18 protein-coding genes are annotated in these 24,032 nt (G+C 44.8%); 2 read left to right on the top strand and 16 right to left on the bottom strand.

Annotated features, from left to right (window positions below; genetic code table 11):
• Positions 1-185: 185 nt before the first annotated feature.
• From BJP58_RS25060 to BJP58_RS25015, 10 genes are all read right to left on the bottom strand, one after another.
• A complete protein-coding gene (locus tag BJP58_RS25060) occupies positions 186-3,239 on the bottom strand; it encodes a type III restriction-modification system endonuclease (protein WP_194541024.1) in 3,054 nt (1,017 codons plus the stop codon).
• Between the two features lie 14 nt (positions 3,240-3,253).
• The gene (locus BJP58_RS25055) at positions 3,254-5,119 is read right to left on the bottom strand and encodes a site-specific DNA-methyltransferase (RefSeq protein ID WP_194541023.1); all 1,866 of its coding nucleotides are present in this window, start codon (positions 5,117-5,119) and stop codon (positions 3,254-3,256) included.
• Between the two features lie 1,654 nt (positions 5,120-6,773).
• Positions 6,774-7,550, bottom strand: coding sequence for a hypothetical protein (locus BJP58_RS25050; protein WP_194541022.1), 777 nt, complete (start codon positions 7,548-7,550; stop codon positions 6,774-6,776).
• A gap of 423 nt (positions 7,551-7,973) precedes the next feature.
• Positions 7,974-8,441: a hypothetical protein gene (locus tag BJP58_RS25045; protein WP_194541021.1), complete on the bottom strand. Its 468-nt coding sequence runs from the start codon at positions 8,439-8,441 to the stop codon at positions 7,974-7,976.
• A 56-nt stretch (positions 8,442-8,497) separates the two neighbouring features.
• Positions 8,498-10,198, bottom strand: a complete 1,701-nt coding sequence (locus BJP58_RS25040) for a hypothetical protein (RefSeq protein ID WP_194541020.1) — start codon at positions 10,196-10,198, stop codon at positions 8,498-8,500.
• A 44-nt stretch (positions 10,199-10,242) separates the two neighbouring features.
• Positions 10,243-11,364, bottom strand: coding sequence for a dsDNA nuclease domain-containing protein (locus BJP58_RS25035; RefSeq protein ID WP_194541019.1), 1,122 nt, complete (start codon positions 11,362-11,364; stop codon positions 10,243-10,245).
• A gap of 610 nt (positions 11,365-11,974) precedes the next feature.
• Complete coding sequence (gene rlmD, locus BJP58_RS25030; RefSeq protein WP_194541018.1) at positions 11,975-13,564, bottom strand: 23S rRNA (uracil(1939)-C(5))-methyltransferase RlmD; 1,590 nt, start codon at positions 13,562-13,564, stop codon at positions 11,975-11,977.
• A gap of 287 nt (positions 13,565-13,851) precedes the next feature.
• Complete coding sequence (locus BJP58_RS25025) at positions 13,852-14,733, bottom strand: diacylglycerol kinase (protein WP_009592325.1); 882 nt, start codon at positions 14,731-14,733, stop codon at positions 13,852-13,854.
• Between the two features lie 18 nt (positions 14,734-14,751).
• Positions 14,752-15,516: a sirohydrochlorin chelatase gene (locus BJP58_RS25020; protein ID WP_194541017.1), complete on the bottom strand. Its 765-nt coding sequence runs from the start codon at positions 15,514-15,516 to the stop codon at positions 14,752-14,754.
• A gap of 4 nt (positions 15,517-15,520) precedes the next feature.
• Positions 15,521-15,811 carry a YerC/YecD family TrpR-related protein gene (locus BJP58_RS25015; protein WP_053489879.1) on the bottom strand — a complete coding sequence of 97 codons (291 nt, stop codon included), beginning with the start codon at positions 15,809-15,811 and terminating at the stop codon, positions 15,521-15,523.
• A 288-nt stretch (positions 15,812-16,099) separates the two neighbouring features.
• Here BJP58_RS25015 and BJP58_RS25010 point away from each other — a divergent pair, with 288 nt between their 5' ends.
• Positions 16,100-16,708, top strand: a complete 609-nt coding sequence (locus BJP58_RS25010) for a hypothetical protein (protein ID WP_194541016.1) — start codon at positions 16,100-16,102, stop codon at positions 16,706-16,708.
• 215 nt (positions 16,709-16,923) lie between these two features.
• Here the strand turns inward: BJP58_RS25010 and BJP58_RS25005 are convergent, their stop codons facing one another.
• The 6 genes from BJP58_RS25005 to BJP58_RS24980 form a co-directional block, all read right to left on the bottom strand.
• Positions 16,924-17,289, bottom strand: coding sequence for a YrhK family protein (locus BJP58_RS25005; RefSeq protein WP_194541015.1), 366 nt, complete (start codon positions 17,287-17,289; stop codon positions 16,924-16,926).
• 213 nt (positions 17,290-17,502) lie between these two features.
• On the bottom strand, positions 17,503-18,459 hold the full coding sequence (gene corA, locus BJP58_RS25000) for a magnesium/cobalt transporter CorA (protein WP_194541014.1): 957 nt from the start codon (positions 18,457-18,459) through the stop codon (positions 17,503-17,505).
• A 102-nt stretch (positions 18,460-18,561) separates the two neighbouring features.
• Positions 18,562-19,551, bottom strand: a complete 990-nt coding sequence (locus BJP58_RS24995) for an inorganic phosphate transporter (RefSeq protein ID WP_071221507.1) — start codon at positions 19,549-19,551, stop codon at positions 18,562-18,564.
• A gap of 15 nt (positions 19,552-19,566) precedes the next feature.
• Positions 19,567-20,181: a DUF47 domain-containing protein gene (locus tag BJP58_RS24990; protein WP_053489885.1), complete on the bottom strand. Its 615-nt coding sequence runs from the start codon at positions 20,179-20,181 to the stop codon at positions 19,567-19,569.
• Positions 20,182-20,411: 230 nt separating this feature from the next.
• Complete coding sequence (locus BJP58_RS24985; RefSeq protein ID WP_194541013.1) at positions 20,412-21,491, bottom strand: DUF3048 domain-containing protein; 1,080 nt, start codon at positions 21,489-21,491, stop codon at positions 20,412-20,414.
• Between the two features lie 382 nt (positions 21,492-21,873).
• Positions 21,874-22,863, bottom strand: a complete 990-nt coding sequence (locus tag BJP58_RS24980; RefSeq protein ID WP_194541012.1) for a zinc-binding dehydrogenase — start codon at positions 22,861-22,863, stop codon at positions 21,874-21,876.
• A gap of 131 nt (positions 22,864-22,994) precedes the next feature.
• Here BJP58_RS24980 and BJP58_RS24975 point away from each other — a divergent pair, with 131 nt between their 5' ends.
• On the top strand, positions 22,995-23,849 hold the full coding sequence (locus BJP58_RS24975) for a LysR family transcriptional regulator (RefSeq protein WP_194545052.1): 855 nt from the start codon (positions 22,995-22,997) through the stop codon (positions 23,847-23,849).
• The last annotated feature ends 183 nt before the right edge of the window (positions 23,850-24,032 follow it).

Raw genomic sequence — 24,032 nt, 5'->3', positions numbered from 1 at the left:
AAAAAATACTTACCCATATCATCTCTTCTATAGATACTGTCTTTCCTGGATTGAAGCGAAGGGGTAAGTGAAATACTGCAGAATTTCTAATGCATACATCATAATTCACTTGCTATCTATCCAATAAGCCAAAGAAAGAGCAGAAGCTCCATCATTGTTGATCTTCTGCTCTTGTTATTATTAGATCATCCCTTTACGATCTCCAACAACTTTTCGTAATTGTTAACTACATCGTACTTCAAATAATCTGAGTTTAGTTTGGCAAAATGCCTCCGTGCACACTCAATCTTCACCTTCTCAACTTCACGCAGTTCCATAGAATCCATAGAACCTTTCGTCTCAGCAATAAAGTAAATGTGCTTAACGTCGCCTTCTTTGAACACAATCGCCCAGTCAGGGTTGTAGTTGCCGACTGGAGTAGGGATGTAAAATCCGCGAGGAAGCTTAGCATAAATGTTCACTTCTTTGCTCGTATCCAACTCTTTGGCGAATGCCCGCTCGATCTTGGAATCCGTCACAACATAATCGTAAATATGTTTATCAACGGGAATGGCGTTTTGTCCTAGTTGTCCCTTAAGTGTGTTCTTAGTAAAAACATCCGTTTGAAACGTATCATTAACCACATCGTAAGTAATGGACTCAATGATGGTCGTCGCCTTCTGTTCGTTAATCAGCTTGGAAACCCGAATGATAAATTCCTCTGGATTCTTCTGAAATAACATAAAAGTAGACTGCTTAACGCCTTTCAAAATGGCGACAATCGTTTTCCGAGTCAAACGCGTCTCATCCATTAACTTACCAATCAAGTCATACTTGATCTTTGATGTTGCAGCCCTGTGTACATACTCCGTTTGTGTTTCCCGCTGTTCGAACGCCTCTCCTTGCTTCAGTTGCTCTCGGGACTCAACTTGATTCATCTCCCCATGTTTAATGGAGTAACGGATGGAGGGCACCTGCAAGTTTATATCTAATGTTAAGACACACTTCCGTACTAGTTCTTCCGAATCAAACTGAACAGTATAAACCGATTTCTTATTAATCCGATTCCACAATTCCTTGAACTCTTTCTTGTGGAAGTTATCGTTTACCGTGATGGTTGAAATCGTATTCTTCCGATCATCATTCGTCATATTTGACTTGCCTTCGACATATATGGATTTTACCAACTCGATAAGCGCCTCTTGATATGCACTCAATTCATCAGGCAGTTTTACATGCTGCCCTTCCATAGCGGCGAAGTAATCATCTGTCAGATGGAAGTCGCTATCGACATAGTCATTCTTTATGAATGCAAATTGTAGCTTACTTGCCAGTCTCTCATCGATTTTCATCTGTTCACCACATGCATTGGTAAGCACTTTGTCTAGGAAGAAACTAGTATTCACTTTGCGTGGTCGATCCGACAATGTATCAGCAATTTCGTTTTGAAGCTGCTTAGCAAATTGCTCATAGGATTCGCTTGCAACGACAGTTAAGGAGTTAATCTCATGTACATCAATGCCAGGAATGCTGGAATCGATCCGTTCACCGTACTGATTCACGCACAACCTTAGTCCACGCCCGACTTCCTGCCGTTTCTTGATCGTTGAGTCGCTATGCTTGAGCGTGCAAATCTGGAATACGTTTGGATTGTCCCAACCTTCCTTCAACGCCGAGTGGGAGAAGATAAACCGGGTTGGTTCCTCAAAACTGAGAAGACGCTCCTTATCCCGCATAATCAAATCGTAAGCGTCGGCATCATCTGAATCAGTTTCTTTTGCAGACACTTTCGAATCAACAAGTCGGCTGCTCTTCTTGTCGATGGAGAAATAACCTTTATGCGTACCGCGTACTTGAATTGAAGTCAGGTACTGAATATATGGGTCATCCTCAAACAACGAAAGTTGTTCATTCAGAAGTTCCATATACTCTTCTTCAAATATTTCAGCGTAAACTCCGTTCAGTTCTGTGTTGTCCTTATCATATTGCCTGTACTTCGCGACTTCATCGATGAAGAAGAGAGAGAGCACCTTTATTCCTCTATGGAATAGGATCCGCTCCTTATCGAAGTGTGACTTGATCGTTTCCCGAATTTGAATTCGGCGGAAGTGATTCTCATTGACATCACCTTGTACGTCTCCTGCGTATAAAGTAACCCCATTGGTGAAGCTGATACTGTTATTCTGTCCGTTGATTTCGGATATTTTGTAACCTTTATATTGCTCCAGATGATCGGATAATTGATACAGATCATCGCCGGTTACTCTTTTTTTGGAAACTTTGCTAAGGCCGGATTTTGTCCTCGTTTCGTACTCAAGCCGGGCTATGGGAGCCCGCTTGGTGCTGACATCAATACCTTCGAGATATACATAGCTGTTGGTTCCGCTCGTTCCTTTAACCGAAATACCCTTAACGCTAATCTTCTTTACCAGCTTCATATTGTACGCATCCAGAGCATCAAGACGATAGACCTTGTTATAGTCCTCTTTATGAGTGGCTGAATAACGCAACGTAAACAACGGTTTGAACAACTTTAACGACTCTTTTGTTTTCGGACCTTCAACGGATTGTGGCTCATCGATAATCAAGATGGGATTCGTACTGGCGATAACATCAATAGGTTTCCGGCTATTGAAGTCATCCAGTTCGTTGTAGATGCGTCGAGCATCTTGCCCTCTAGCAGCGAACGCTTGCGAGTTAATGATCATCACGTTGATACCCGCATCACTTGCGAACTTCTCGATATGATGCAATTGTTTTGAGTTATAAACGAAATAGCGAGCCTTTGAGCCATACTCTGACATGAAATGGTCTTCCGTAATCTGGAACGTCTTGAGCACGCCTTCCCGAATCGCAATGGAAGGGACAACGATGATGAATTTGCTCCACCCATACTTTTTATAGAGCTCAAACATGGTACGGATATAGGTATAGGTCTTACCTGTACCAGTCTCCATCTCGACCGTCAGATTGAATTTCCCCTCAAGCCGTTCCGACAATTTCAAGCCGTTTTGGAGTTGTGTCGTTTGAATGTTTCTCAGTACTTCTTGATCGATAAGCTTGACAGGATTATTCTTAACCCCATAATCCGATTCATAATTTGTTGTTGATTGAAATAAATCCACTTGATACTCCGTCTTCTGCCGCCGTCCTTTATCAAGAGTGAAACGAGAGAATTCGTTCGGTTGCCCATTAAAGACGTCGGTGATGCTTTTAACTGCATCTTCTTGAAACTGCTGGTGTTTGAATTTAATCTTCATCCCTCTCACCTCCTTTAGACCACTTGAATTTCTGTGCTTGGAGAGAGCAGCTTAAACAGTACTTCTACATTGATTCGAGCTGAATCATCTTTGAATGAACTGTCACGGAATACAACGCGAAGAGGTTGATCCTCTGCGACCTTTTTGATGACCGACTCCGATATCTCTTCATCAAAGCAAGCAATTAAGGAATTACCCGCAACATAATGAACTGTCTTGCCCGCAATCTCTTTTGATTCCATTGGCAAGGAAAGCTCCAGTCCACATTCAAGCATCACTTGGATCAATAAGTCCTCGCTGGTACGGTCTTCCTTGATGTTAGAAGAAACATCTTCTAGATTCATCTGACCCAGTTTGTCTGGTGTGTAGTATACGTCTTTCATATTGCTGGAGTCTACGCGGTACACCCGAAAACCATAATCAATATCCGCTCCGGTTTCTTCTTTGATTTTCTTCGCAGAACGGCGAATGCGTTCTTTACCTAGTTCACAAATATTCGGAAACTGACTATTTGATTTATTTATTTCTGGTATCTGAATTAGAATATATCTCCTTTTCCCTCCATCCTTCGAATTTAGATTCATTATTGCTTGGGCAGATGTTGCTGATCCAGAAAAGAAATCTAAATAAATACCTTCCTTATCGTCTAAATTATTCAATGAGAAACTAAAAAAATATTCTATTAACCTCATCGGCTTGGGAAATCCAAAAGGATCCCGACCATCGAATAACTCTTTCATCTCTTTTGTAGCTTCTTGGTTAAATGGTCCGGTCAGTATTGAAAGTGGTTTAATCTTCCTTACATTTCCGTTTTCATCCTTCAAGTATTGTTTCATTCGAACACTGTATTTTCCACTTGATTTGTTAATTACTACTTCATCGTTCTCATAAGCTTTGTACAGCCGTTCCTTAGACCAAATCCATTGCTTTTCTGGCCAAATCTCGACTCCGTTGTGAATTAAAGGATATACTAAATTAGGTCGGTCATCCTTACTATTAGTTGCAAGGGGTTGCGTAATGTATCCCCCTCTTGTTTCATATTTTGAGTCCTTATTTTTTTCATATTCCTTCATAGCTTCTTCATCAAGTGGAACTTCAATATTTAGAAGAGGATTTTTTGAATAGCATAATACATATTCATGAATGTTTGAAAATCCTTTTGTCAAGGCTCCCGCATTGTACTTATTCTTCCAAATTACTTTTTCTATAAAGTTGTTAGCCCCAAAAATCTCATCACATATTTTTTTTAAATTATCTGCCTCATTATCATCAATGCTAATAAAGATTATTCCATCTTCTCTTAGTAGATTTCTTGCAACTTTAATACGTGAGTACATCATTGTTAGCCAATCACTATGAAAACGTCCGTTCGATTCACTATTTTGAATCAATCTATTACCATTTGAATCATATTGTCCTGATTCTTCCAAGTATTCCTCTACTGACTCCTTGAAATCGTCATTATAAATAAAGTCTCTTCCCGTATTATAAGGTGGGTCAATAAATATACACTTTATTTTATTGAGATATGATTCTTGCAGGAGTTTTAATACTTCAAGATTATCACCCTCGATGTATATGTTTCGAGTATTATCCCAATCAACACTATCTTCTTTGACTGGTCTTAACGTTTTGTCCAGAGGAGTATTCGCATTAAGAATGGCTTCCTTCTTACCCGGCCATGTCAATTGATATTTCTCTTTGTTGTCACCTTCAACAAGAAAATCGGATAGCTCCTGCTTCAATAAATCAAAATCGACTGCTCGCTTGACCTTTCCATATTCATCTCGAGCCTCTGTAATTACGTTTGGAAACAGTTCAGCAATCTTGTCTATATTGACTTGTGTTAAATCGACCGATTTCATTGTCAGATGGTTCATTGTTTAACCTCCAGTACCTTATTTAAGAAGTTGTTTCAATTCTTTCCGCATATGTTGCAAATCTATATTCATTTCAACTCAAACTCTGGCGTTACTTTATGCATCTCCTCATGTAGAGCAAATAGAAAATTACGACCACTCGTCAAATCTTCTTTCCACCGAAGCACATCAATGTCTGATAAATCAATCTTGATAGTAGTTCAATATGCCGAATTCATCTGGTTGAGTTTGAAAATATTTTTAATCTTAGAGTGCATCAACCTGAAATGACTCCACCGAACTTTCCAGTCGCATGCGCAAGTTAATTCACATGAGCAGCTGAAATCCTCATTTTTTCACGATCCATTTGTTCCCTTTACGCTCGTGTCATATATTACTTCATATAAACGCAAATGACTAGGCAGGATGTACTTAAATGGAGCGCATATGCCGAGTGATCCTCGATAACTCTATAAAAATATCATTATACCCAATAACATTCGTTCTGTCTGTGTTGTCACAGAACTTGGAAACAGGCTGTATCCCCTTTAGGAAATTTACCGATTTCTTCCGCTTTGTAATACTTTTGAACATGTTTGCATGAACGGCTATGGCCAGACTATCTAATAGTTCAAAGTAATCAAAATCAAACATACAAGGAGAGTAGGAGTGTTCGATCAGACGCATCCAACTTGGACCATTGATTGAATACATACTTTGGTCTAATAGTTGATCAATATTATTGATGCCTTCCTTCTATCTCACCTCTTCTTCGTCAGACTATCACATTCAAACAACATCTTGAATTCGACATTTATACTTGAAACTCCTTTTACGAGCAGGTCTTTTTACCCATATAGTTTCAATCAGATACCTACGAAAAATATAACGAGCTGCCACTTCTATCGGTAATTTCCACGATAAGAAATAACAGCTCCAATGTCTTCATCCGTTGCAAAATATATCAGTCTACTCTTACCCCTCGTCACTGCTTCTAATTTTCACATAGTAGAACTGCAAGGACAGGTACAAGGCACTTCATGTATTCAAGAGAATCAATAAATCTCATGAGTCTAATTTAGAAGCAGACCATGAGTTTTAACGATTTTAAATAGCTCAGTTGATACTGAGGCTTGGTCTGGGAATCGCCATGTCTAAGCCTTTTCAGGTAGGTAAGGCGATTGATTCCTATTACTCTGCCTCTATTTTTTCAATTACAGTGATGAACTGCACGAACTCTTTACCATGGATTGCCCATGGTATACTCTGGGTATAGATTGTTGGATAATAACGTGAAATATCTGTTATTAAGGAATATCTTGATGTTGCTGATGCTAGCACTCGCTTTTATCTGTGTAATTAACTCCCTTTTCTAAAGCACGCTTTGTTCCTATCACAGGTTTACTTTTATAATTAAGGAGGACAGGTTAATTAATTCATTCATCTCTCTCCAGTTTCCACAATACCATTACACATCAGTAAATAATGAAGGGGATTAAGGATTGATCTAATTCTTCTTTGATGTTTAATTTTTGGAATTATATGAGTACAGCATTTTCTGTTGCTTCTCTTCGATTCGAAAGATGAAATAAAAATGTTATCTATATTATCTGCCAATAGACGTTTTGGAAATTGAAAAGTGATAGGCTATTTGATATTCTGGCCCGTAGCAACTCTAATTACTTCTCTTGGTGAGACGAGTTATTAATTCATGTCGTATCTTATATTCGTTAAATCTATTCCTGATTTCGGTAGAGTAATTATCAGGTAATTGACTTAGACATTGATTGTGTTTGAGAATTAGCCATGTATACTTTAGATTTTTTGATGATATACCGCTATTATTAATTTGCTCCACTTGCTGTTCAATAAATTCCTTATGAGATTTGAAGAAATTTTCTACCGAAAGGTACTCATTGTGATTTGCAGTTATGTATTTTAAGTAATCCACGTAATATATACCATCGTTATCCATAGTAATTTGAGAATGATTTTCGTATGTCGAATTATAGATATCAAAAACAATAGGATCAATGATAATCCTTGGATAATTTGCAGTCTTTGATTCTAATTGGTAGGCATAATTTAATCCCTTGCCAAAAATAAAATTTTTGTCGACATAAAGTTTATCATATGTTACGCCTCCACGTACTAAAATTGAATTTATTATTAGTTGTGCCTGTATTCTTGCAATTTCGTTAAAAATATTGTTTAAAATTACATGAGAATCAAATCCCCGAGTTGAAGTAGTTTGTGTAGTAGCTAAAACAACCAAATCGGAAAATGTAGCTCTTTTCATATTTTTCTTTAAATCACTTGAGATAAAGTTCAGCTTGTTAACAATATCATAAATGTCCAATGCATCTTGGGTCCTGTTAACCAATTCTGCAAACCCTAAGATATCAAAAAATACTGTTAAATGATTTTGATATTTAATGTTTCCTTTATTCATTTTTCCCCTCCGAACCTTTTCATTGAGAGCGCTTCCTACGATAAATTGCAGGCTCATAGACACAGTGGATTTTTCCTTGTGATATAATGAATAATACCATCGCTATCGAAATGAATGGCATTTGTTTTCACTATCTATCTATTTACAACGGTAAAATATTCATATCATTAGAAAGTTTTGATAGTCTTTCGTCAAGGTTTTCCTTTGTTTCCTTTTCAAATGAACTTATAATTTCATAAGTTACTGTACTTCTTTATTTTCTTGGTGATTGATTGACAATCAACTACTTGGATTATTTTTTTCTTTATTGAGTTCTTGATTACTGTTAAAGGAAATGGCGATTGTCGAAATATCTTAATCTCAAAAATAATATCCCTTGTGTCAAGTTCTAATAATCCATCTAACTCAATTATTGTTCCTGACCTACCAATAAATTCTTATATGTCGTTGTACCTGCTTCTGATACTGCTTTTCAATATTTTTAAAGACTAGTTCTTCAGCGATTAATGCAAAATGGACAGGTTTTTGGTTATCCTTTTTCAATTCCAAGTTAATTGTCTGTTCCGTTGTATCGCTACCTTTCTTCTCTTCTGTCCCAGCTTCTTGTTTAGAATCTGTTGGTTCGGAAGTATTAAGAATTGTCTCCATTTTGTCAGTCTCTATCTCTTTTGTTTTACTTTCTAATACTTCATCTTTAGAAATGAATTCCTTCCTATAATCAAAATAGTCCTTGTCCCCTCTAATAATAGCCGCTAAATTTTGTAGGAAAGCAGTTGCGATGATAAATATTGCGGCAAAATAACACCATGCGTTATTTGAGAAGAGACTCAATCCCAGCAATAATAATAAACATGCTAATCTTAATGAATGTTCTTTTAAAGCGCTTTTCAAGGATATGAATGAAAAGACAAATCCAAGTAATATAGAGATAGCGGATACAAATTGTTTTATTTGTTTATTGATAATTTCTCTAATTCAATGAATAGCTCTTTATGATTTTGATAATCTTGTTTTATAAGAGTTTTTCTTGCTTCTAATAGTCGAATAACTTTGCTTGCCTGTTCTTCATATCCTGTTTCTCTTTCAGTCCCAATTATAACTTGTCCACGTTTATCTAAAAGCTGTCCTAGTACTTCATCAATACTTTTCAGATTCTTCCAGTCCTGACCTTGTTGATTAGGTGTATCTATAGCTAAGAAATTAAATGGACTTACTATTCGATTTAAGTTATACAAATATAGGGAAACGTGATAAGCATAAATTATTCGTGGCTTTTCACTTCCCGTTTTTGTAAGCTCCTGTACAAAATCTTTAAGTTTTAATGTGTGTAGAGGTACATTCAAATCATCTAGTACCTTTTCATAAATTGCTTTAAAACTGGTTAATATCTGTTTTCTCCTTTTGGGTGAATTTAGCTCTTTAATTTTTTCCTCAATAAGTTTAGCCTTACGTTCCTCTTCTAGTATCGAATTTACTATCTTATCCCTTTCAAACTTTCCAGTCAGAACAAGTTCTTGTTTACCTTCATTTCGATAAATATTGGCTATTGAAGCTGACTCTTTACTATGCTCTACTTTTTTCTTTAAAATAACATATCTTTTATTTAGTTCATTTTTTTCTACTGATAATTGAACCAAAGCAGATTCCATTTCCTTTACTTCATTTCTTATTTGTTTGATTAGTTCGTTTCCTGATTGAATATCCTTGACAATCCCTAATCTATCAAACATTGTATTTTTGTGAACCGTGCCACATGTTGGGCAGATAATATCCTCTTCTTGATTCAATGCAAATTCATGGTCTTTATCAAGTTCTTTTATGTATGACCTAACAGTAGTTAATTGAAGATTCCTTTCATATAGGATATTTTTCAATACAGAAGTTTCGTCTTCAATTTTTATTTTTCTTCGTTCTAATTCTTCTAATTCTGAAAATATAGCCTTCAATTGGCTTTTATCTACATTAATTTCTTCTTGATTACTATCTATTACATATTTTTGAGTTTGTATTGCTTTAAGGAGTTCATTGAAATATTTAAGCTTAACATTATATTCTTGAACCACATTTTTAATTATTAGTTGATTTTGTTTCTCTTTGTAGTATTCTTCGCCTTGATAACCAACTACATATTTATTTGTATTTTCTTTCCAATTTCTAATGTATTTCATGTTGCTAAAACTTTCGCCAATTTTTGACCATCCTAAATCCTGATCAATGTACTGAAATCTAAACAACAATGGAGGAGTAAGAGGAATCTTAACTCCCGCGGTGGTTAGACAATCCATACTCACTTCAAATTCTTGCATAAGAGCCGCGCAATAATCGTGGAAATGTTCGGTTTCCGCTAAGACAATTGGTGATGATTCTTCTATCATTCTAAAAAACTTAATGAATTTCTTCTCTCGAATAATACAGTACTTAATATCACCATAGTCAAAATACAATATGTACCTTTGCACCAACTTTTTCCAATCATCTTCAAAAATCATTTCGCAACCAAACGAGTAAAAAATGCTTTTTATTAGTGATGATTTTCCTGTTTTATTTTCACCAATCAATAAATTAAGACCCGCTTCAAAACTTACCTCTCTTGACGACTCTTCAACATCACTTATTACTATCAGCTTTTTTATCAGAAGTCTTTTCATTTTTTTCCCCTTCGTGTAAAAGCCTTAATTTACGTATTAATCTCTTAAATTCCTGTATCTTCCGATATGAGTCTTTCATAAAATATTGCCTCCACTAGAGGAAGATTAAATTCATTATCACCCTCGATAATTTGTTTGCAGCCCTTTCCTATTTCATGCAATAAATAAGAAGTATCGTCAATTTTTTCGTAATTTCTCATTAGAATATCATCTACTGTCTCTAAAATTTTTAAATTAGTGTCTTGATAGAATAATTTGCTAATGTCTAGTATTTTTAACTTATGTTCTTTTAATGTTCTAACAAGCAATCGTCTTTTTTGTATAGACAATCCTAACTCATTTAGGAATTCTTCATATTCTTTAAAGTGAGTTTGAGAGGAAATCTTTTTAACAGAAGATTTTAGTGCAGAGAAAACATCTGACGATATTCCTTTCTTTTCGACTAACTTGCTGTAGCTTATTGGCATATCGATTTGCGTTTTGCTCTTCTTTCGCACATCTTCAATGATGTCCTTTAGAATCTTATTACTATTAGAAGTATACAAATCATCATTTTCAAGCATTCTAAAGAACTCGCCCGCTACAACTCTTTCATAGTTTTCCAGAGGAAGTTCTCCGTCATAGATATAAGTCTCCTGAACGAATCTATCAAACACTGTATCAAATACATTTGAATCCATATCTTGAAACTCACTTTTTATTAAATTTTTAATTTTTGAATAAAGGTCAAAATCTACAACTTTCAATTGCTTCTCATCTTCAATAACAGATTGCCATGTCTTAATTTCTTCATCAATACCAACGTTGGAAACAAAATGGCACTTACTACACTCGCTATTAAATTTCATAAAGTTATAGAATAGGAAGCCTAAAAAACTGTTCTTTAACTGCCCACTTCTTTTGACAGTTGTCTTGGTAAGGTAGGGAAGTGTCCACTTATTGTATTTAGCAGTGGTTTTTATCTGAAAGAACTCAGCACAATTTGGATTTGATGGGTCTGAAACTTTTGCCATATCATCATGAAACTCGCAAAAAATCAAAAACTGTGAATTCTTCTTATATTCAGTAATCATATGAAACACAATCCAATGGGCTTGATAATCAAACCTGTTAAAACTATTCGAACCTGCTTGTTCTCTTAATTCTAAAGCAAGTATGTTTTGCACTTAAAGTTCCTCCCATCGGGGGTGATTCAAGCCATTAGGTACTATTCTACAATATTTTACAACATCCTCCCCATGATTTGGAAACAAAATAACTATTGGTGTAGGTGGGGAAAGTTGTGCTTCATCCTCAGATACTGCAAATCATTTGTAGCCCCGTCACGGTCGCCATATGGCGAGGGATTGATTTCACGTTGTAAAGCTGTACTTGAGCACGTTTGATGTAATGTAGGAAACCTAAACCCACATGTATTTTCCTTTCCTCCACCCTATTAAGGGGAATAATGTTTCCTTACCCACCAATTCCACATAAAAAATATTTGAAAATCAGGGCGCCAGCCCGGAGATTTTCAGACTTTATCTTCATGAAGGATGAGGTATGCCCAAAATTACATTTTCATGCTAAGAAGAGCTCCAACTCCAAGAGTAACGTCCGGGGCGACTAAAAGGGGAACAAAATGCCATCAGAACTCTATCAAAGGTACCCAACCAACCCGGTTTATACTGGAGCGCAGGTTCACAGAGTGGATACAACCCGGATCTAGTCGAAGAGATAAAAAAAGAGCGGGACTTCTCCCGCTCCGTTGTTATATACGCCAATACACCTCAACTACTAGTCTTTCATAACCAACACCGCCACACTCTCCACATGCACCGTATGCGGGAACATATCCACCGGCGTGACCTCCACCGTGCGATACCCGCCATCCTCCAACACCCGCAAATCCCTTGCCAGCGTAGACGGATTACAACTCACATATACCACGCGCTCCGGTTTCATCTCAAGAATCGTCTCTAGCAGGCGCGGATCGCACCCTTTACGTGGCGGATCGACCACGATGACATCCGCCTCGATGCCCTGCTCTTTCCAACGCGGAATCACATCCTCAGACGCGCCGACCTCGAACTCCACATGCTTCATACCATTAAGCTCCGCATTCGCACGCGCATCCTCGATCGCTTCCTTCACGATCTCGACCCCATACACCTTCTTGGCATGTTGGGCCAAGAACAGGGATATCGTACCGATGCCGCAATAGGCGTCGATCACGGTCTCTTCCCCGGTCAATCCCGCATACTCAACCGTCTTACCATACAGCACTTCGGTCTGAGCCGGGTTCACTTGGTAGAAGGAACGTGCAGAAATCGCAAACTTCACATCTCCGATATAATCATGGATAACCTCACGCCCCCACAGGACACGAGTCACATCACCGAAAATCACGTTCGTCTTGCGTGTATTCACGTTCTGGCAGATGCTCACCACAGCCGGGAGTTCCTCACGGATCGCAGCGATCCACTCGTTCACGCGCGGTATCCGCTCGCCGTTCGTGACGAGTACAATCATCATCTCCCGGGTAGCAAAACCCATCTTAACCACCACATGGCGAAGCAGGCCTTGGCCTGTCTCTTCATTGTAGGCGGTGATGCCTAGCTTCCGCCCGATGGCTTTAACGCGGCTTACGACCTCGTCGTTCTGTTCGTGCTGGATGAGGCATGTCTCCATGTCCACGATCCGGTGGCTGCCGCGGGCATAGAAGCCGCCGACCAGGCCGCCTTCCGTTACGCCGATCGGCACCTGGGATTTGTTGCGGTAGCGCCAAGGCTCGCTCATACCGAGTGTCGGCCGCACGAGGATCCCCTCTTGATCTGATTCAAGGCCGGACACGGTAGGATTCGCCCCATTGGTTTCAGAATTCTCAATGTCCCCTCCACCATCTGTGGCACTCTGCTCATCGCCCGCACGCATCGCTCCATCATCTTCCGCCTCACGCATCACCCGCAGCTTCCCAATCCGCTCCAGATTGTCCACCACCAGCTGGCGCTTCCACTCCAGCTGACCGGCATAATTCATATGCTGCAGCTGGCAGCCGCCGCATTGGTCGTAGATCGGGCAGGGGGCCGCGATGCGGTTTGGGCTCTGTTCAACCAGCTCCAGTAGCTTGGCGTAGCCATACTGCTTCTTGGTTTTGAGCACCTTCACCCGTGCCTTCTCGCCTGGCAGGGCGCCCTGAACGAACAGGGCGTAGCCGTCGGCACGGCCGACCCCTTCTCCGTCATGGTTCATTCCTATAATATCGATCACGACCTCGTCGTTCTTGGCCACCGGCAGGTCCAGGAGGGCCGCTGAAGCCGCCGAAGCCGCCGAAGCCGACGGCTTGCCGCTGCGGCGCGTGTCGCTTCCCTTGCGGTTCTTCTTCATGATGTGCTGTTCACTTCTTTCCGTTCAACTTGTCCCTTACCACTCTATATTCCCCATCGGAGACCCATCCATAATCGAAATGGATGATCTTCCGTTAACCTTCATTCGCTTAAACAACAAAAAGCTCCCCCAAGGGAGCTTAGCGCACAAGCTCACGTCCATCATTATACGGGAGCCTCGTATGTTATTCAATCCATTCAGCGTGCAAATCCAATCATTTACTTACAACAACCCGGAGCCTAAGCGGCGATATCCTCGGCCTGTTCCATCATTTAAAATGCCCCATCTCAGCCAAAAATCCTTAAATGCTGCGGCAGGACACGGAACGTGCCCGGCAGGACGCCGCCGAACTCACCATCCAGGTTCAGCTGAACCGGTCCCGGAGAGACGACCTCCATATAGTCGGTGCGGAAATGCACGACCCGCTTGTCGTTGATATGCTCGCCGCGCAGGGCGAGCGTAGCTACACGCACGAACTCCGCCAGATTGCACTTGCGCAGCGCAATGACGTCGAACAAGCCGTCGTCGATGCTCGCGCCCGGCGCGATTTTGTCGAAGCCGCCAACCGAGTTGCTGTTCGCAATGAGGAACACCATGAATTCGTCATGGATCGCCGGATGACCGCTGGCGTTGATGATGAGCTCCTGCGGCGCGAGGCTGACCATTTTCTCGATCCCCTTCAAATAATACGCCAGCTGCCCGATCATCGTCTTCAGCTTGCTTGGCACCTCATACGTGAGCTCGGTCAGCGTACCGCCGCCCGCGATATTAATGAAGTAACGATCATTCGCTTTGCCCACGTCAATCGGACGCGTCTCGCCCCGAATGACCAGATCGCAGTACTCCTCCCAGTTCTTCGAGATGCCGAGCGCCCGCGCAAAATCGTTCGTGGTCCCCAGCGGGAAAATACCGAGCGGAGGGAGATTATCCCTGCCGGCCATCCCGTTGATGACCTCATTGAGCGTACCGTCTCCGCCGGCTGCGATCACAAGATCGTATCCGCGTTCGACGGCATCCGCCGCTTCACGGGTCGCATCCCCCTCTCCGGTCGTTGCATGACAGGAGGTTTCGATGCCAGCACTGTCCAGACGGTGCAATATATCAGCAAGCCGACGCTTCATTTCCTCCCGGCCGGAGGTTGGGTTATAGATTAACCTTGCATTTCTCATTAACGATACGCCACCTACTTATGATTTCAAGGATAGAAGAAGAAGTTTGGCCTGCGACTCCATCCACTGCGGCAGCAGCGGGTGCGGAAGCAAGGTTCTGCCGGAATATCGGCATTCCAGCCCCTCGAGCCGATCAGGTATCACCTTCTCCGTAAAATACCCCTCACTCAAAAAAAGCGGAGCTACGATCACATCGCAGCCGCGCTCCATCCATGCTGTCACCTTGTCCCGAACATTGCCGGGACTGAGTAAAGCATAATCCGCGCTTGTTCCGCTTATCTCGCTAACTCGCTGTGCCAAAGAGTTAATACCCTTTTCCCAGCGGCTGCGAAACAGATCATGCCGGCTGCCGTGTCCGACAAGAAGAATAACCTCCTTCGCAGGGTTCACGGACAGCTCTTTTACCTTATCCCATACCATGGCCGCAATCTCGGGGGCGTCGTCCATCGGCGTGCCAAAATGAACCCGGGACCGGACCCGAAACGGCGCCAGGTCCGTCTCCATGTCCGGAACGGCCTTCGCTCCTATAGCATAAGCTATTTCGTCGACATGTGTGCTGCCGGACGAGACAAATAGAGGAATGACCACAATGTCGGTGACACCCTGGTCTTCCAAGGCCGTGATGCCGTCCTGAATCAGACGGCCCTCTACCAGTTCCAGGTACGAAGAGACGACCGGTATATCCATACGGGACGCCAGACTGTGGACGGCTTCGTCCACAAGCGACACCCATTTCTGTTCACGCGAACCATGACTAATAACCAGCACACCCGGCTTCGTCATAAGTTTAACGTCCTAAACGCTCCAGCGTCATTTTATAACCGTCATTGCCGTAGTTCAGGCAACGCTTCACGCGCGATATCGTTGCGGTGCTGGCTCCCGTTTCTGCTTCAATCTGGTTGTATGTGCATCCCTTGCCCAGCATGCGCGCCACTTCCAGCCGCTGCGACAAGGACTGAATTTCGTTAACGGTGCAGAGATCATCGAAGAATACATAGCACTCTTCCACACTGCCCAGGGTTAATATCGCTTCGAATAATTGATCGATGCTTTTATCATTTAGCTTCTTTAATTGCACTGGATGATCATCCCCTATTGTTACTGTGTATAACACTCGCACTCCCATTGTACCCGAGCGGAACTAGTATTTTCAAGCATTAACGATTTCACGCACTACAGGACAACCATTACCCGGAGGCAGCATCCCTTATACACGCTCACATTTCACCGCTCCAGCGCTCGCCAAAATCTTCCTGGGCTATCGCCCGATTCCGCTCCTATCCCGAAAATCGGGACATCCGCCTAAACCCATCGCCCGCCCGTATCATACAGTATAGTATCTTAACTCAAAAAGGAAAGTGATATCATGACGCGTCATTCTCACTATTATCACCGCCGACCCACTAATAACCAGCGCTCCCTCAATGAATATGAATCACTGCCGCAGACGCCATCGCCATACCCTGGCATTACTCCATACACCGATTATCCGGATGTGGGTGAAACCGCGTTATATCCATATACCGACGGCGTAACCGACATGGAAGCATCAGCTTCGGCTCTGGCTCCATCCACGAATTCCGGCGGAGGTGGTCTGGCAGGTCTCCTTGGCGGAGGAGGCAGCAGCGGCGGTGGAGGCGGATTAGGCAAGCTCCTCGGCGGACTCGGGGTCAACAATATGAGCGACATCAAGGGCCTCATCGATCGGATGGGCGGCATAGACGGTATCGTCAACAACATTGGCAAGGTACAAAAGGTCATGCAGGGCTTCCAGCAGCTTGCGCCTATGGTCTCTCTGCTTGCAGGCGCACTCGGCAAGAAGAAAGGCGGCGGCGGCGGATCCTCTCCAAGCGCATTTACGGACCAGAATGAAGACGGCTACGAATATAAACCGCGCAGACGCCGTTCCTCGGGGAGCCGACGCCGCTCCGGCTCGCGCAGACCATCCGGCTCTGGCAAAAAACGTCGCCGTTGATCTATGTAAATGGATAAACTTTAAACCTACCGTGCGTTTCACAAAACACGGCAGCCTCTGATCATCGAAGGATATAGCGACACGATGTTTAGCAGATACGTTAATAAAACTCACCATAGGCGGAATCATCCGAACCATCATACATCAATGCAGTTGGCTCCAGTCGGTTACCCAAGACTGGAGCCATAGCCTTTTATCAACCTATGATATCCTCATCAGCGCGTCCAGTCCCCTTCGGGACCGGCTTCTTTATTCTCGGCTCTTTCGAGTGATTTTAACCGAAACCAATAGGATCCGCGCAGACCGGAACGCAGCAGCATCATGATGCTGCCCATCAGATACAGCACGGTCGGGACCCGTTTCATATGGGGATAGAACATGAGTATGCTGCCAGTGATGAACAACAGGCCGGTCGCAATCTCGCTGATGACCATGCCCACCTCATAGCGGTTCGTCACGGCGAGCTTTCGTTTTCGTTTCCAAGCCAAGCGAAGCATCCGGCGCAGCAGCCGGGAACGCAAAGGCTCATCTGGTTGATGCGGTGAACGCTTCTTGGGATGTGGTCTGAGCCTGAGTTTCATATGCAGTCCCTCCTCTGCAAGCCTTTACCCCTTACGAAGGAACAAGAAACGACAGTTATTTAGCATTCGCCTTATGATGCAGGACAACCTTACCTCATTATAGGTAACCGCATGGCAGGGACTTGGGCCGACAAATACTCCCGGCTGGCATCCTCTACCTTACGAATCGCATCATCAATTTTCACGTTGACCTATACTCAACAATGAACCTCTCTATTTAAACCAGCCTCTGCGCATAAACCACAACACCATGCCCCCGCCAAGCACGAACATGAGAAGGAGCACGAAGAAGTATCCATAATGCCACTCCAGCTCCGGCATGTTCTCGAAATTCATCCCGTAAATCCCGGCAATCAAGGTAAGCGGCATGAAGATGGTCGTGATGACCGTCAGTGTCTTCATGATGGTGTTCATCCGGTTCGAATTCACCGATATGTAGCTGTCCCGAAGGTCCGCCGTCATCTCGCGGTCGGCTTCGATCATGTCCGCCAGCTTCAGCAGATGGTCATAAATGTCGGAAAAATAAGCATGGTGCGCGTGGTGCTGCAAATGCTGCGAATTCACGATCCGGTACAGCAGATCCCGCATCGGCACGACCGTCCGCCGCAGGCGAAGCAGTCTGGAACGAAGCGCAAACACCTGATTCATTAGATCCTCGACCGAATCCTTCTCCCCATGGCTTTCCAGCTCGGCCAGCTCATCCTCGATGGCAAACAAGCTTGGAAAGTACTGATCCACCAGCTTATCCATGATCGTATAGGCCGTGAAGCTTGGGCCGTCTTGACCCAGCGGTCCCTTGCCGGCGACCGAGAGCACGCGGTCCCAAGCTTCATCCATTTCGCGCATGGCTTTCTCGTGAAAAGATACAATATACGAAGGTGCTAGAAATAGATCCACCTCGACGACACCCAGCGTATCCGGCTGTAGGGCATGTAAGACTAAGAACTGCATCTGTTCGTAATAATCCAGCTTCGGCCGCTGCAGGATGTGCATGCAATCCTCCACCGCCAGCGGGTGAAAATGAAAATAGCTATCCAGCATCCGCGCCTCCTCCGGCGTCGGCTCACTGAAATCGACCCAGATCCAGGTATAGTCCTCCATTCGAATCTCTTCGAGTGGAAGTCCGATTACCGCTTCATAGCTTGGGGTAATGGCTAACGTGCGAATCATGATAAGCTCTCCTTCCAGCACCTTCGGTTTCGTTCAATAAAAAAAGCCAATCGATTCCTGATTGGCCCCACAACTATCCATGATCTATGTGTAATTACGTTTTTAGAAAAGAATTTTAAAGATGACTCCTGCCAGTACAGCCGTAATCGGAATCGTAATAAACCAGGTCACTACGATGCGGCCTGCCAGGGACCATTTCACGGCGGAGAAGCGTTTCGCTGAGCCTACGCCGAGAATCGCCGACGTTATGGCATGCGTCGTACTGATTGGCAAGTGAAGCAGCGTAGCCGAGAAGATGACGGATGCAGCCGAGAAATCCGCTGCGAAGCCGTTGATCGGCTCGATTTTGAAAATTTTCGTACCCATGGTTTTGATGATCTTCCAGCCGCCCACCGAGGTTCCGAGCGCCATCGCTGTCGCTGCCGAAATTTTAACCCAGAGCGGAACTTCCATCTCTGTCAATTGACCGGAGGTAACCAGAGCAAAAGTGATAATCCCCATCGCCTTCTGTGCATCGTTGGTACCGTGCGTGAAGGATTGCAGTGCTGCCGTAAAGATCTGCATCGTGCGGAAGCCTTTATTCACCGTATGCGGACTGCGCTTGGCAAAGATGAACTTCAGCAGCTGCATAACCACATAACCGATCACAAACGCAAGGATAGGCGACAGAATCAGCGCTAATACGATATCCTTAAATCCGCCATAATTCAGCATGTCGCTTCCCGCGCCGACAAATACCGCACCGGCCAATGCCCCGATCAGAGCATGGGAAGAAGATGAAGGCAATCCGAACCACCAGGTAACCAGGTTCCAGATGATGGCTGCAAGCAATGTTGCAATAACTACCTCGATCCCGTTATCCAGCTTGGTCGGATCGGCGACGCTTCCGCCGATGGTTTTGGCAACCCCTGTGAACATCATCGCGCCGACGAAGTTCATGCTCGCTGCAAGCAGTATGGCTACCCGCGGCTTCAGGGCCCGGGTCGAAACCGACGTTGCGATAGCATTCGCCGTATCGTGAAACCCGTTGATGAAGTCAAATGCAAGCGCCAAAAAAACAACAATTACTAATACTAACATCGTTGTATCCATTGTTCAAAGACTCCCTTACGAGTTGCGCATAATGATGGATTCCAGCATATTTGCCACGTCTTCGCAGGTGTCCGTGGTCGTTTCAAGACGTTCGTAAATCTCTTTTTTCTTGATCAGCAGAATCGGGTCAGAGACGGTGGCGAACAGATCCTTGATACAGATGCGCAGCAGCTCGTCGCCTTGGTTCTCCAGATCGTTCAAGCGGATCGTGTACTCACGAATGGCCAGAAGTTTTTTCTGAGAGAGCAAATGAATGGCCTTCTGAATTTCGTAAGCCGATTGACGCAAAATTTCGGCAAACTGTACCATGTACTCGTCAGGTTTCCCCAAATTGTACATATAGAAACGGGATGCCGTTGCTTCCAATCCGTCCATCACATCGTCCATGCTGGTTGTCAGGTCCATAATATCGTCGCGTTCGATTGGCGTGATAAACGTTTTGTTGAGCTCAGTGATGATGGTATGCGTATAGGTATCACACTGGGACTCGTATTTTTTCATTTCATTGGCAAATTCAAGCACATCTTGAAGATTGGAAACGTGCTGCGAAAAATAATCTGCGGCTTGTACCACCGTATCGGCCATATTCTCCAACGTTTGGAAGAATATATCCTTCTTCTTCAATTTCATACTCTTAACCCCTTTTTTCGATAAATTGCCGCGAACGCCCTTATAAGATAGACAACCTTGACTATCTTATCACATCCATGGCAGGGTGTGTATAGAAAAGTAACACTCAAAAATGTAAGGAACTAACAAAATAGAAGATGCATGGATATCGCTTCATTTCCCTTGCCTATTAACATCTCCGTCTGCGTGCAAATTATCCCGATATGCATCCAACATCCACCTCTTGTACATCAAGGATTCGTAATGGTCACATGGCTTTCAAATGAAGGCGAATTCGGCACAATGTTGAAATACGTCGTTCCCGGCACCAATGGCACTTCCTTGCCGTCCTTCACAAAACGGATCGCATCGCCCGCTGCGCGTACCCACTGCCCCTCGATGACCTCTCCGCGCTGGAACAGCATCGCTTTCCCGCCCGCTTCCACATTCACGGCAAGCCGGCCCACATCATCCAGCACCTTATGATCCGCCCCCAGCACGATGACATTCGCGGCTTCAAGCTGGACATTATCGTTAAGATCCACATGCGGCGATCCATTGACCCACCGTTTGTACGTATTGGACGAACCGTCATACTGATAAGCCACCACATAACTGTCTAGTAAAAATTTGATTTCTACCTTCTCCCCGGGTTCACCGGAAATAACCTCCACAGGCGCCGTTCCTTCTGCACCTTCGCCGCTTGCTGCCGTCGGCTCCGAATAGAACGAATATTGCGGCACCTTCACGTCGTTGCCATAATTAAGCTTGGCCGCTCCTTCACGAAGCTTCTCGTCGCTGGAATACAGATTATGCGGCGCTTTGCGTTCCTTGTCTCTCCAGAAGAAGGAGCCGGCATTTCCGATCTCGTCCATATCCTGCTTGCCTTGCTTTTGGATGATGCTATAAGCTTCAGGGCTGCCGCCCGCGTGGACCAGAACGCCGCCGTAGCTCTCGCCAAGATTGATGAGATAAGGACGAATGCTGCGAATCGGCCCGATCTTCTCAATGCCGCTCTGGCTTTGGAAAATGCCGATCAGTCGCGTGATCCCTCCTTCCGCCAGCACTTCATACACCATATCCGCTTGTCCCAGACCCGACTGCGGCCTTGCCGCCGGTGCGTTATTGATCATAACGGCCAGCGGCCGCTGCGTCAGTGACGCTTCTAACGGCATTCCTGTCAGCGGTGCCTTATATGGAGAGGACGTTTCCTCTTGAGGCGCTTCTACCGGCTGCTCGATCGGAGCCTCCACCACCGGTGCCGGAGCAGGCTCCGCCTGCTGTTTATCTCCGCCGCAGCCCGACAGCATAAGAACTGTCGCCATCGACATTAAGCTTGTCCTCCACGCGAATTTTTGAAAAGACAAAGACCCTTTGCTAAACATATGGTTTCCCCCTATGAACGCTCCCATTACTTATTACCCTAAATTTCCAACCAATTTCCCCAAAATTTCCAACCGACAATCAACTTTAGTTTACATTTAATCACAAAATCCGTGCTTTGTCTGTATATAGAAGGGATCCAATCCTTTCATGAATAACCTTGGCAGCAGTTCCAACTCAAACCATGGTGAGGTTCTTAACGACCCGGTTTGTGACATAAAAAAGTCTCTTAGAAGGCATACGTATAGTGTGTATGCCTTTAAGAGACTTCCTGCTTCCATGCATTTATTTAGACGCAGAAGTTTCCGAAGGGAAACGAGATGCCGATGGTCATCCGATCCGCAAACCAATATTGCCAAACTGCTCGCCCGCCGTCATCCGCCGGAACGCATCCAGAATCTCATCCAGCGGGTACATCCGGTCGATCAGGGGCGCAATGGTGTGCTCCTCCATGAACCGAAGCATCTCTCCAAACTCCTCGCGGCTCCCCATCGACGTACCGATCCAGGACAGCTGCGGAAAAAATAAAGCTCTCAGCGGAACCTCGACCGCGTCGCCGGAGCTGGCCCCAAAGCTGACGATCCGCCCATTCGGCTTGATCACTTCCAAGTATTGGGGAAAGGTAGCCGGACCGATACTATCCAGAATCACGTCCACCTTCTCCCCTTGCAGCTCTTTGTTCCAATCCCCGCTGCTCGAAAAAGCCCTATGCACAGAATAGCGCCGCGCTTCTTCGAGCTTGGCTTGGCTTCGGGAAGTGACGCTGACGACAGCCCCCGCAGTCTGGGCCATGAGCATGGCGTAGGTTGCAACCCCGCCTCCTATACCTGGTATAAGCACATGCTCGCCAGGTTTGATATGCGCCCTCGTAAACAGCGCACGGTAGGCCGTTAGCGCGGATAAAGACAGTACTCCCGCTTCCTCCCATGTCAGGTATGTCGGCTTTCTGAAGGCATTGTCCGCTGGAATGACGACCGTTTCAGCAAACGTACCGTCCGTGGGTCCGCCCAGGATCTGCGGCACCACCGGGACCTCTTCGGTGTTATCCCAACCGATCGTCGGATGGATGATGACTTCCGTGCCGGCTGTCAGACCCCCCACTCCTTCACCCACGGCATCAATGATGCCTGCTCCGTCTGAGCCAAGAATGAGCGGTGCATCCGCCGCATGACGTCCCTTCATCAGAAACAGATCGCGGTGATTGAGTCCGGCCGTCTTTAAACGGACCCGGATCTCACCGGGACCCGGTTGTTTCGATTCCATATTGCCGACCCGAAGTCCGTCCAGACCGCTCCGGCCGTGATGAATGGCTGCTTTCACATGAATCTCTCCCCTTCTTCCGGCTTGTGTAGGCCATGTTAGGTTCAATTGTATAGTTCGCCTCGGAGCATGTAAAATGAGTAGTAATGAATATGGCATTCAGTCAGAATGAAGTCAGGAAGGTGAGACTAATGGAAAGCGGAGATTTACGGATATTCCGAGCAGTAGCGGAGGAAGGCAGCATTACGCGGGCGGCCCAACGCCTGCAGTATGTTCCCTCCAACGTCACGGGCCGGATCCGCCAGCTGGAGGACAGGCTCCAGACGGCCCTGTTTATCCGAAGCAATCGAGGGATGGAACTGACCCCGGCCGGCGAGCGCCTGCTTGGATACACGCGTCAAATTTTAAATTTGCTAGATGAAGCGGAGAAATCCGTACAGGCAGAGGATACGCCGCGGGGACCGCTACGAATCGGTGCGATTGAATCCACCGCCGCTGCATATCTGCCAGGACGCCTGGCCGACTATTACGCCCGTCACCCCGAGGTCAGCCTGTCCCTCACCACGGGCAACTCCAGCGTGCTGATGCAGCAAGTGCTGGACCGCGAACTGGACGGCGCTTTCGTGTACGGACCTTTGACGCATCCTCTGCTGAAACAGATCCCTTCGTATAATGAGGAACTGGTGCTCATCTCCGAAGCCGGAGCGGCAAGCCAGCAGGAGCAGCTGCAGAAGCCGATGCTTATTTTGTCGACAGGCTGCACCCACCGATCCAGAGTGGAGCGCCTGCTGGCCGAGGCTGGCGTTCAACATCCGCAAATCATAGAGTTCGGTTCGCTCGAAGCCGTGTTAGGCGGGGTTGCTTCGGGTCTCGGCGTAGCGCTTCTCCCGAGGTCCAATGCCGTTTCGCTTTCCAACGAGAAAAACATTGCAGCCATGACACTGCCGGAGTCCTACCGCGAGGTCGTGGTGTATTTTATCTATCACCGCGACGTGCCGCTGAGCAGCGCCCTTCGAGCTTTTCTGGAGCCGGAGCATCAAAAATGATTGAAGTTTGACCCTCAAAACGGGCACATCGGATCGAATGACCACAGCGTGAGAATCCCTGCACTCCTGAAAACGAAAACGATTGAGTAATCTAGTCAGTGGGAGGATTCGATTGAACGTTCACAACTTTGTGATATTTATCACGTGTAATGTGAATATTTTCACTTATAATAAAGACATAGA

The organism is Paenibacillus sp. JZ16 (assembly GCF_015326965.1).
Classification (GTDB): domain Bacteria; phylum Bacillota; class Bacilli; order Paenibacillales; family Paenibacillaceae; genus Paenibacillus_AQ.
The sequence above is the reverse complement of the archived record's forward strand: the minus strand, read 5'-3'. Positions and strand labels throughout refer to the sequence as shown.

Bases quoted from the DNA above. Each gene is read 5' to 3' on its own strand.
- BJP58_RS25060 (WP_194541024.1), bottom strand. From the start codon at position 3,239: ATGAAGATTAAATTCAAACACCAGCAGTTTCAAGAAGATGCAGTTAAA.
- BJP58_RS25055 (WP_194541023.1), bottom strand. From the start codon at position 5,119: ATGAACCATCTGACAATGAAATCGGTCGATTTAACACAAGTCAATATA.
- BJP58_RS25050 (WP_194541022.1), bottom strand. From the start codon at position 7,550: ATGAATAAAGGAAACATTAAATATCAAAATCATTTAACAGTATTTTTT.
- BJP58_RS25040 (WP_194541020.1), bottom strand. From the start codon at position 10,198: ATGAAAAGACTTCTGATAAAAAAGCTGATAGTAATAAGTGATGTTGAA.
- rlmD (WP_194541018.1), bottom strand. From the start codon at position 13,564: ATGAAGAAGAACCGCAAGGGAAGCGACACGCGCCGCAGCGGCAAGCCG.
- BJP58_RS25025 (WP_009592325.1), bottom strand. From the start codon at position 14,733: ATGAGAAATGCAAGGTTAATCTATAACCCAACCTCCGGCCGGGAGGAA.
- BJP58_RS25020 (WP_194541017.1), bottom strand. From the start codon at position 15,516: ATGACGAAGCCGGGTGTGCTGGTTATTAGTCATGGTTCGCGTGAACAG.
- BJP58_RS25010 (WP_194541016.1), top strand. From the start codon at position 16,100: ATGACGCGTCATTCTCACTATTATCACCGCCGACCCACTAATAACCAG.
- BJP58_RS25005 (WP_194541015.1), bottom strand. From the start codon at position 17,289: ATGAAACTCAGGCTCAGACCACATCCCAAGAAGCGTTCACCGCATCAA.
- corA (WP_194541014.1), bottom strand. From the start codon at position 18,459: ATGATTCGCACGTTAGCCATTACCCCAAGCTATGAAGCGGTAATCGGA.
- BJP58_RS24995 (WP_071221507.1), bottom strand. From the start codon at position 19,551: ATGGATACAACGATGTTAGTATTAGTAATTGTTGTTTTTTTGGCGCTT.
- BJP58_RS24990 (WP_053489885.1), bottom strand. From the start codon at position 20,181: ATGAAATTGAAGAAGAAGGATATATTCTTCCAAACGTTGGAGAATATG.
- BJP58_RS24985 (WP_194541013.1), bottom strand. From the start codon at position 21,491: ATGTCGATGGCGACAGTTCTTATGCTGTCGGGCTGCGGCGGAGATAAA.
- BJP58_RS24975 (WP_194545052.1), top strand. From the start codon at position 22,995: ATGGAAAGCGGAGATTTACGGATATTCCGAGCAGTAGCGGAGGAAGGC.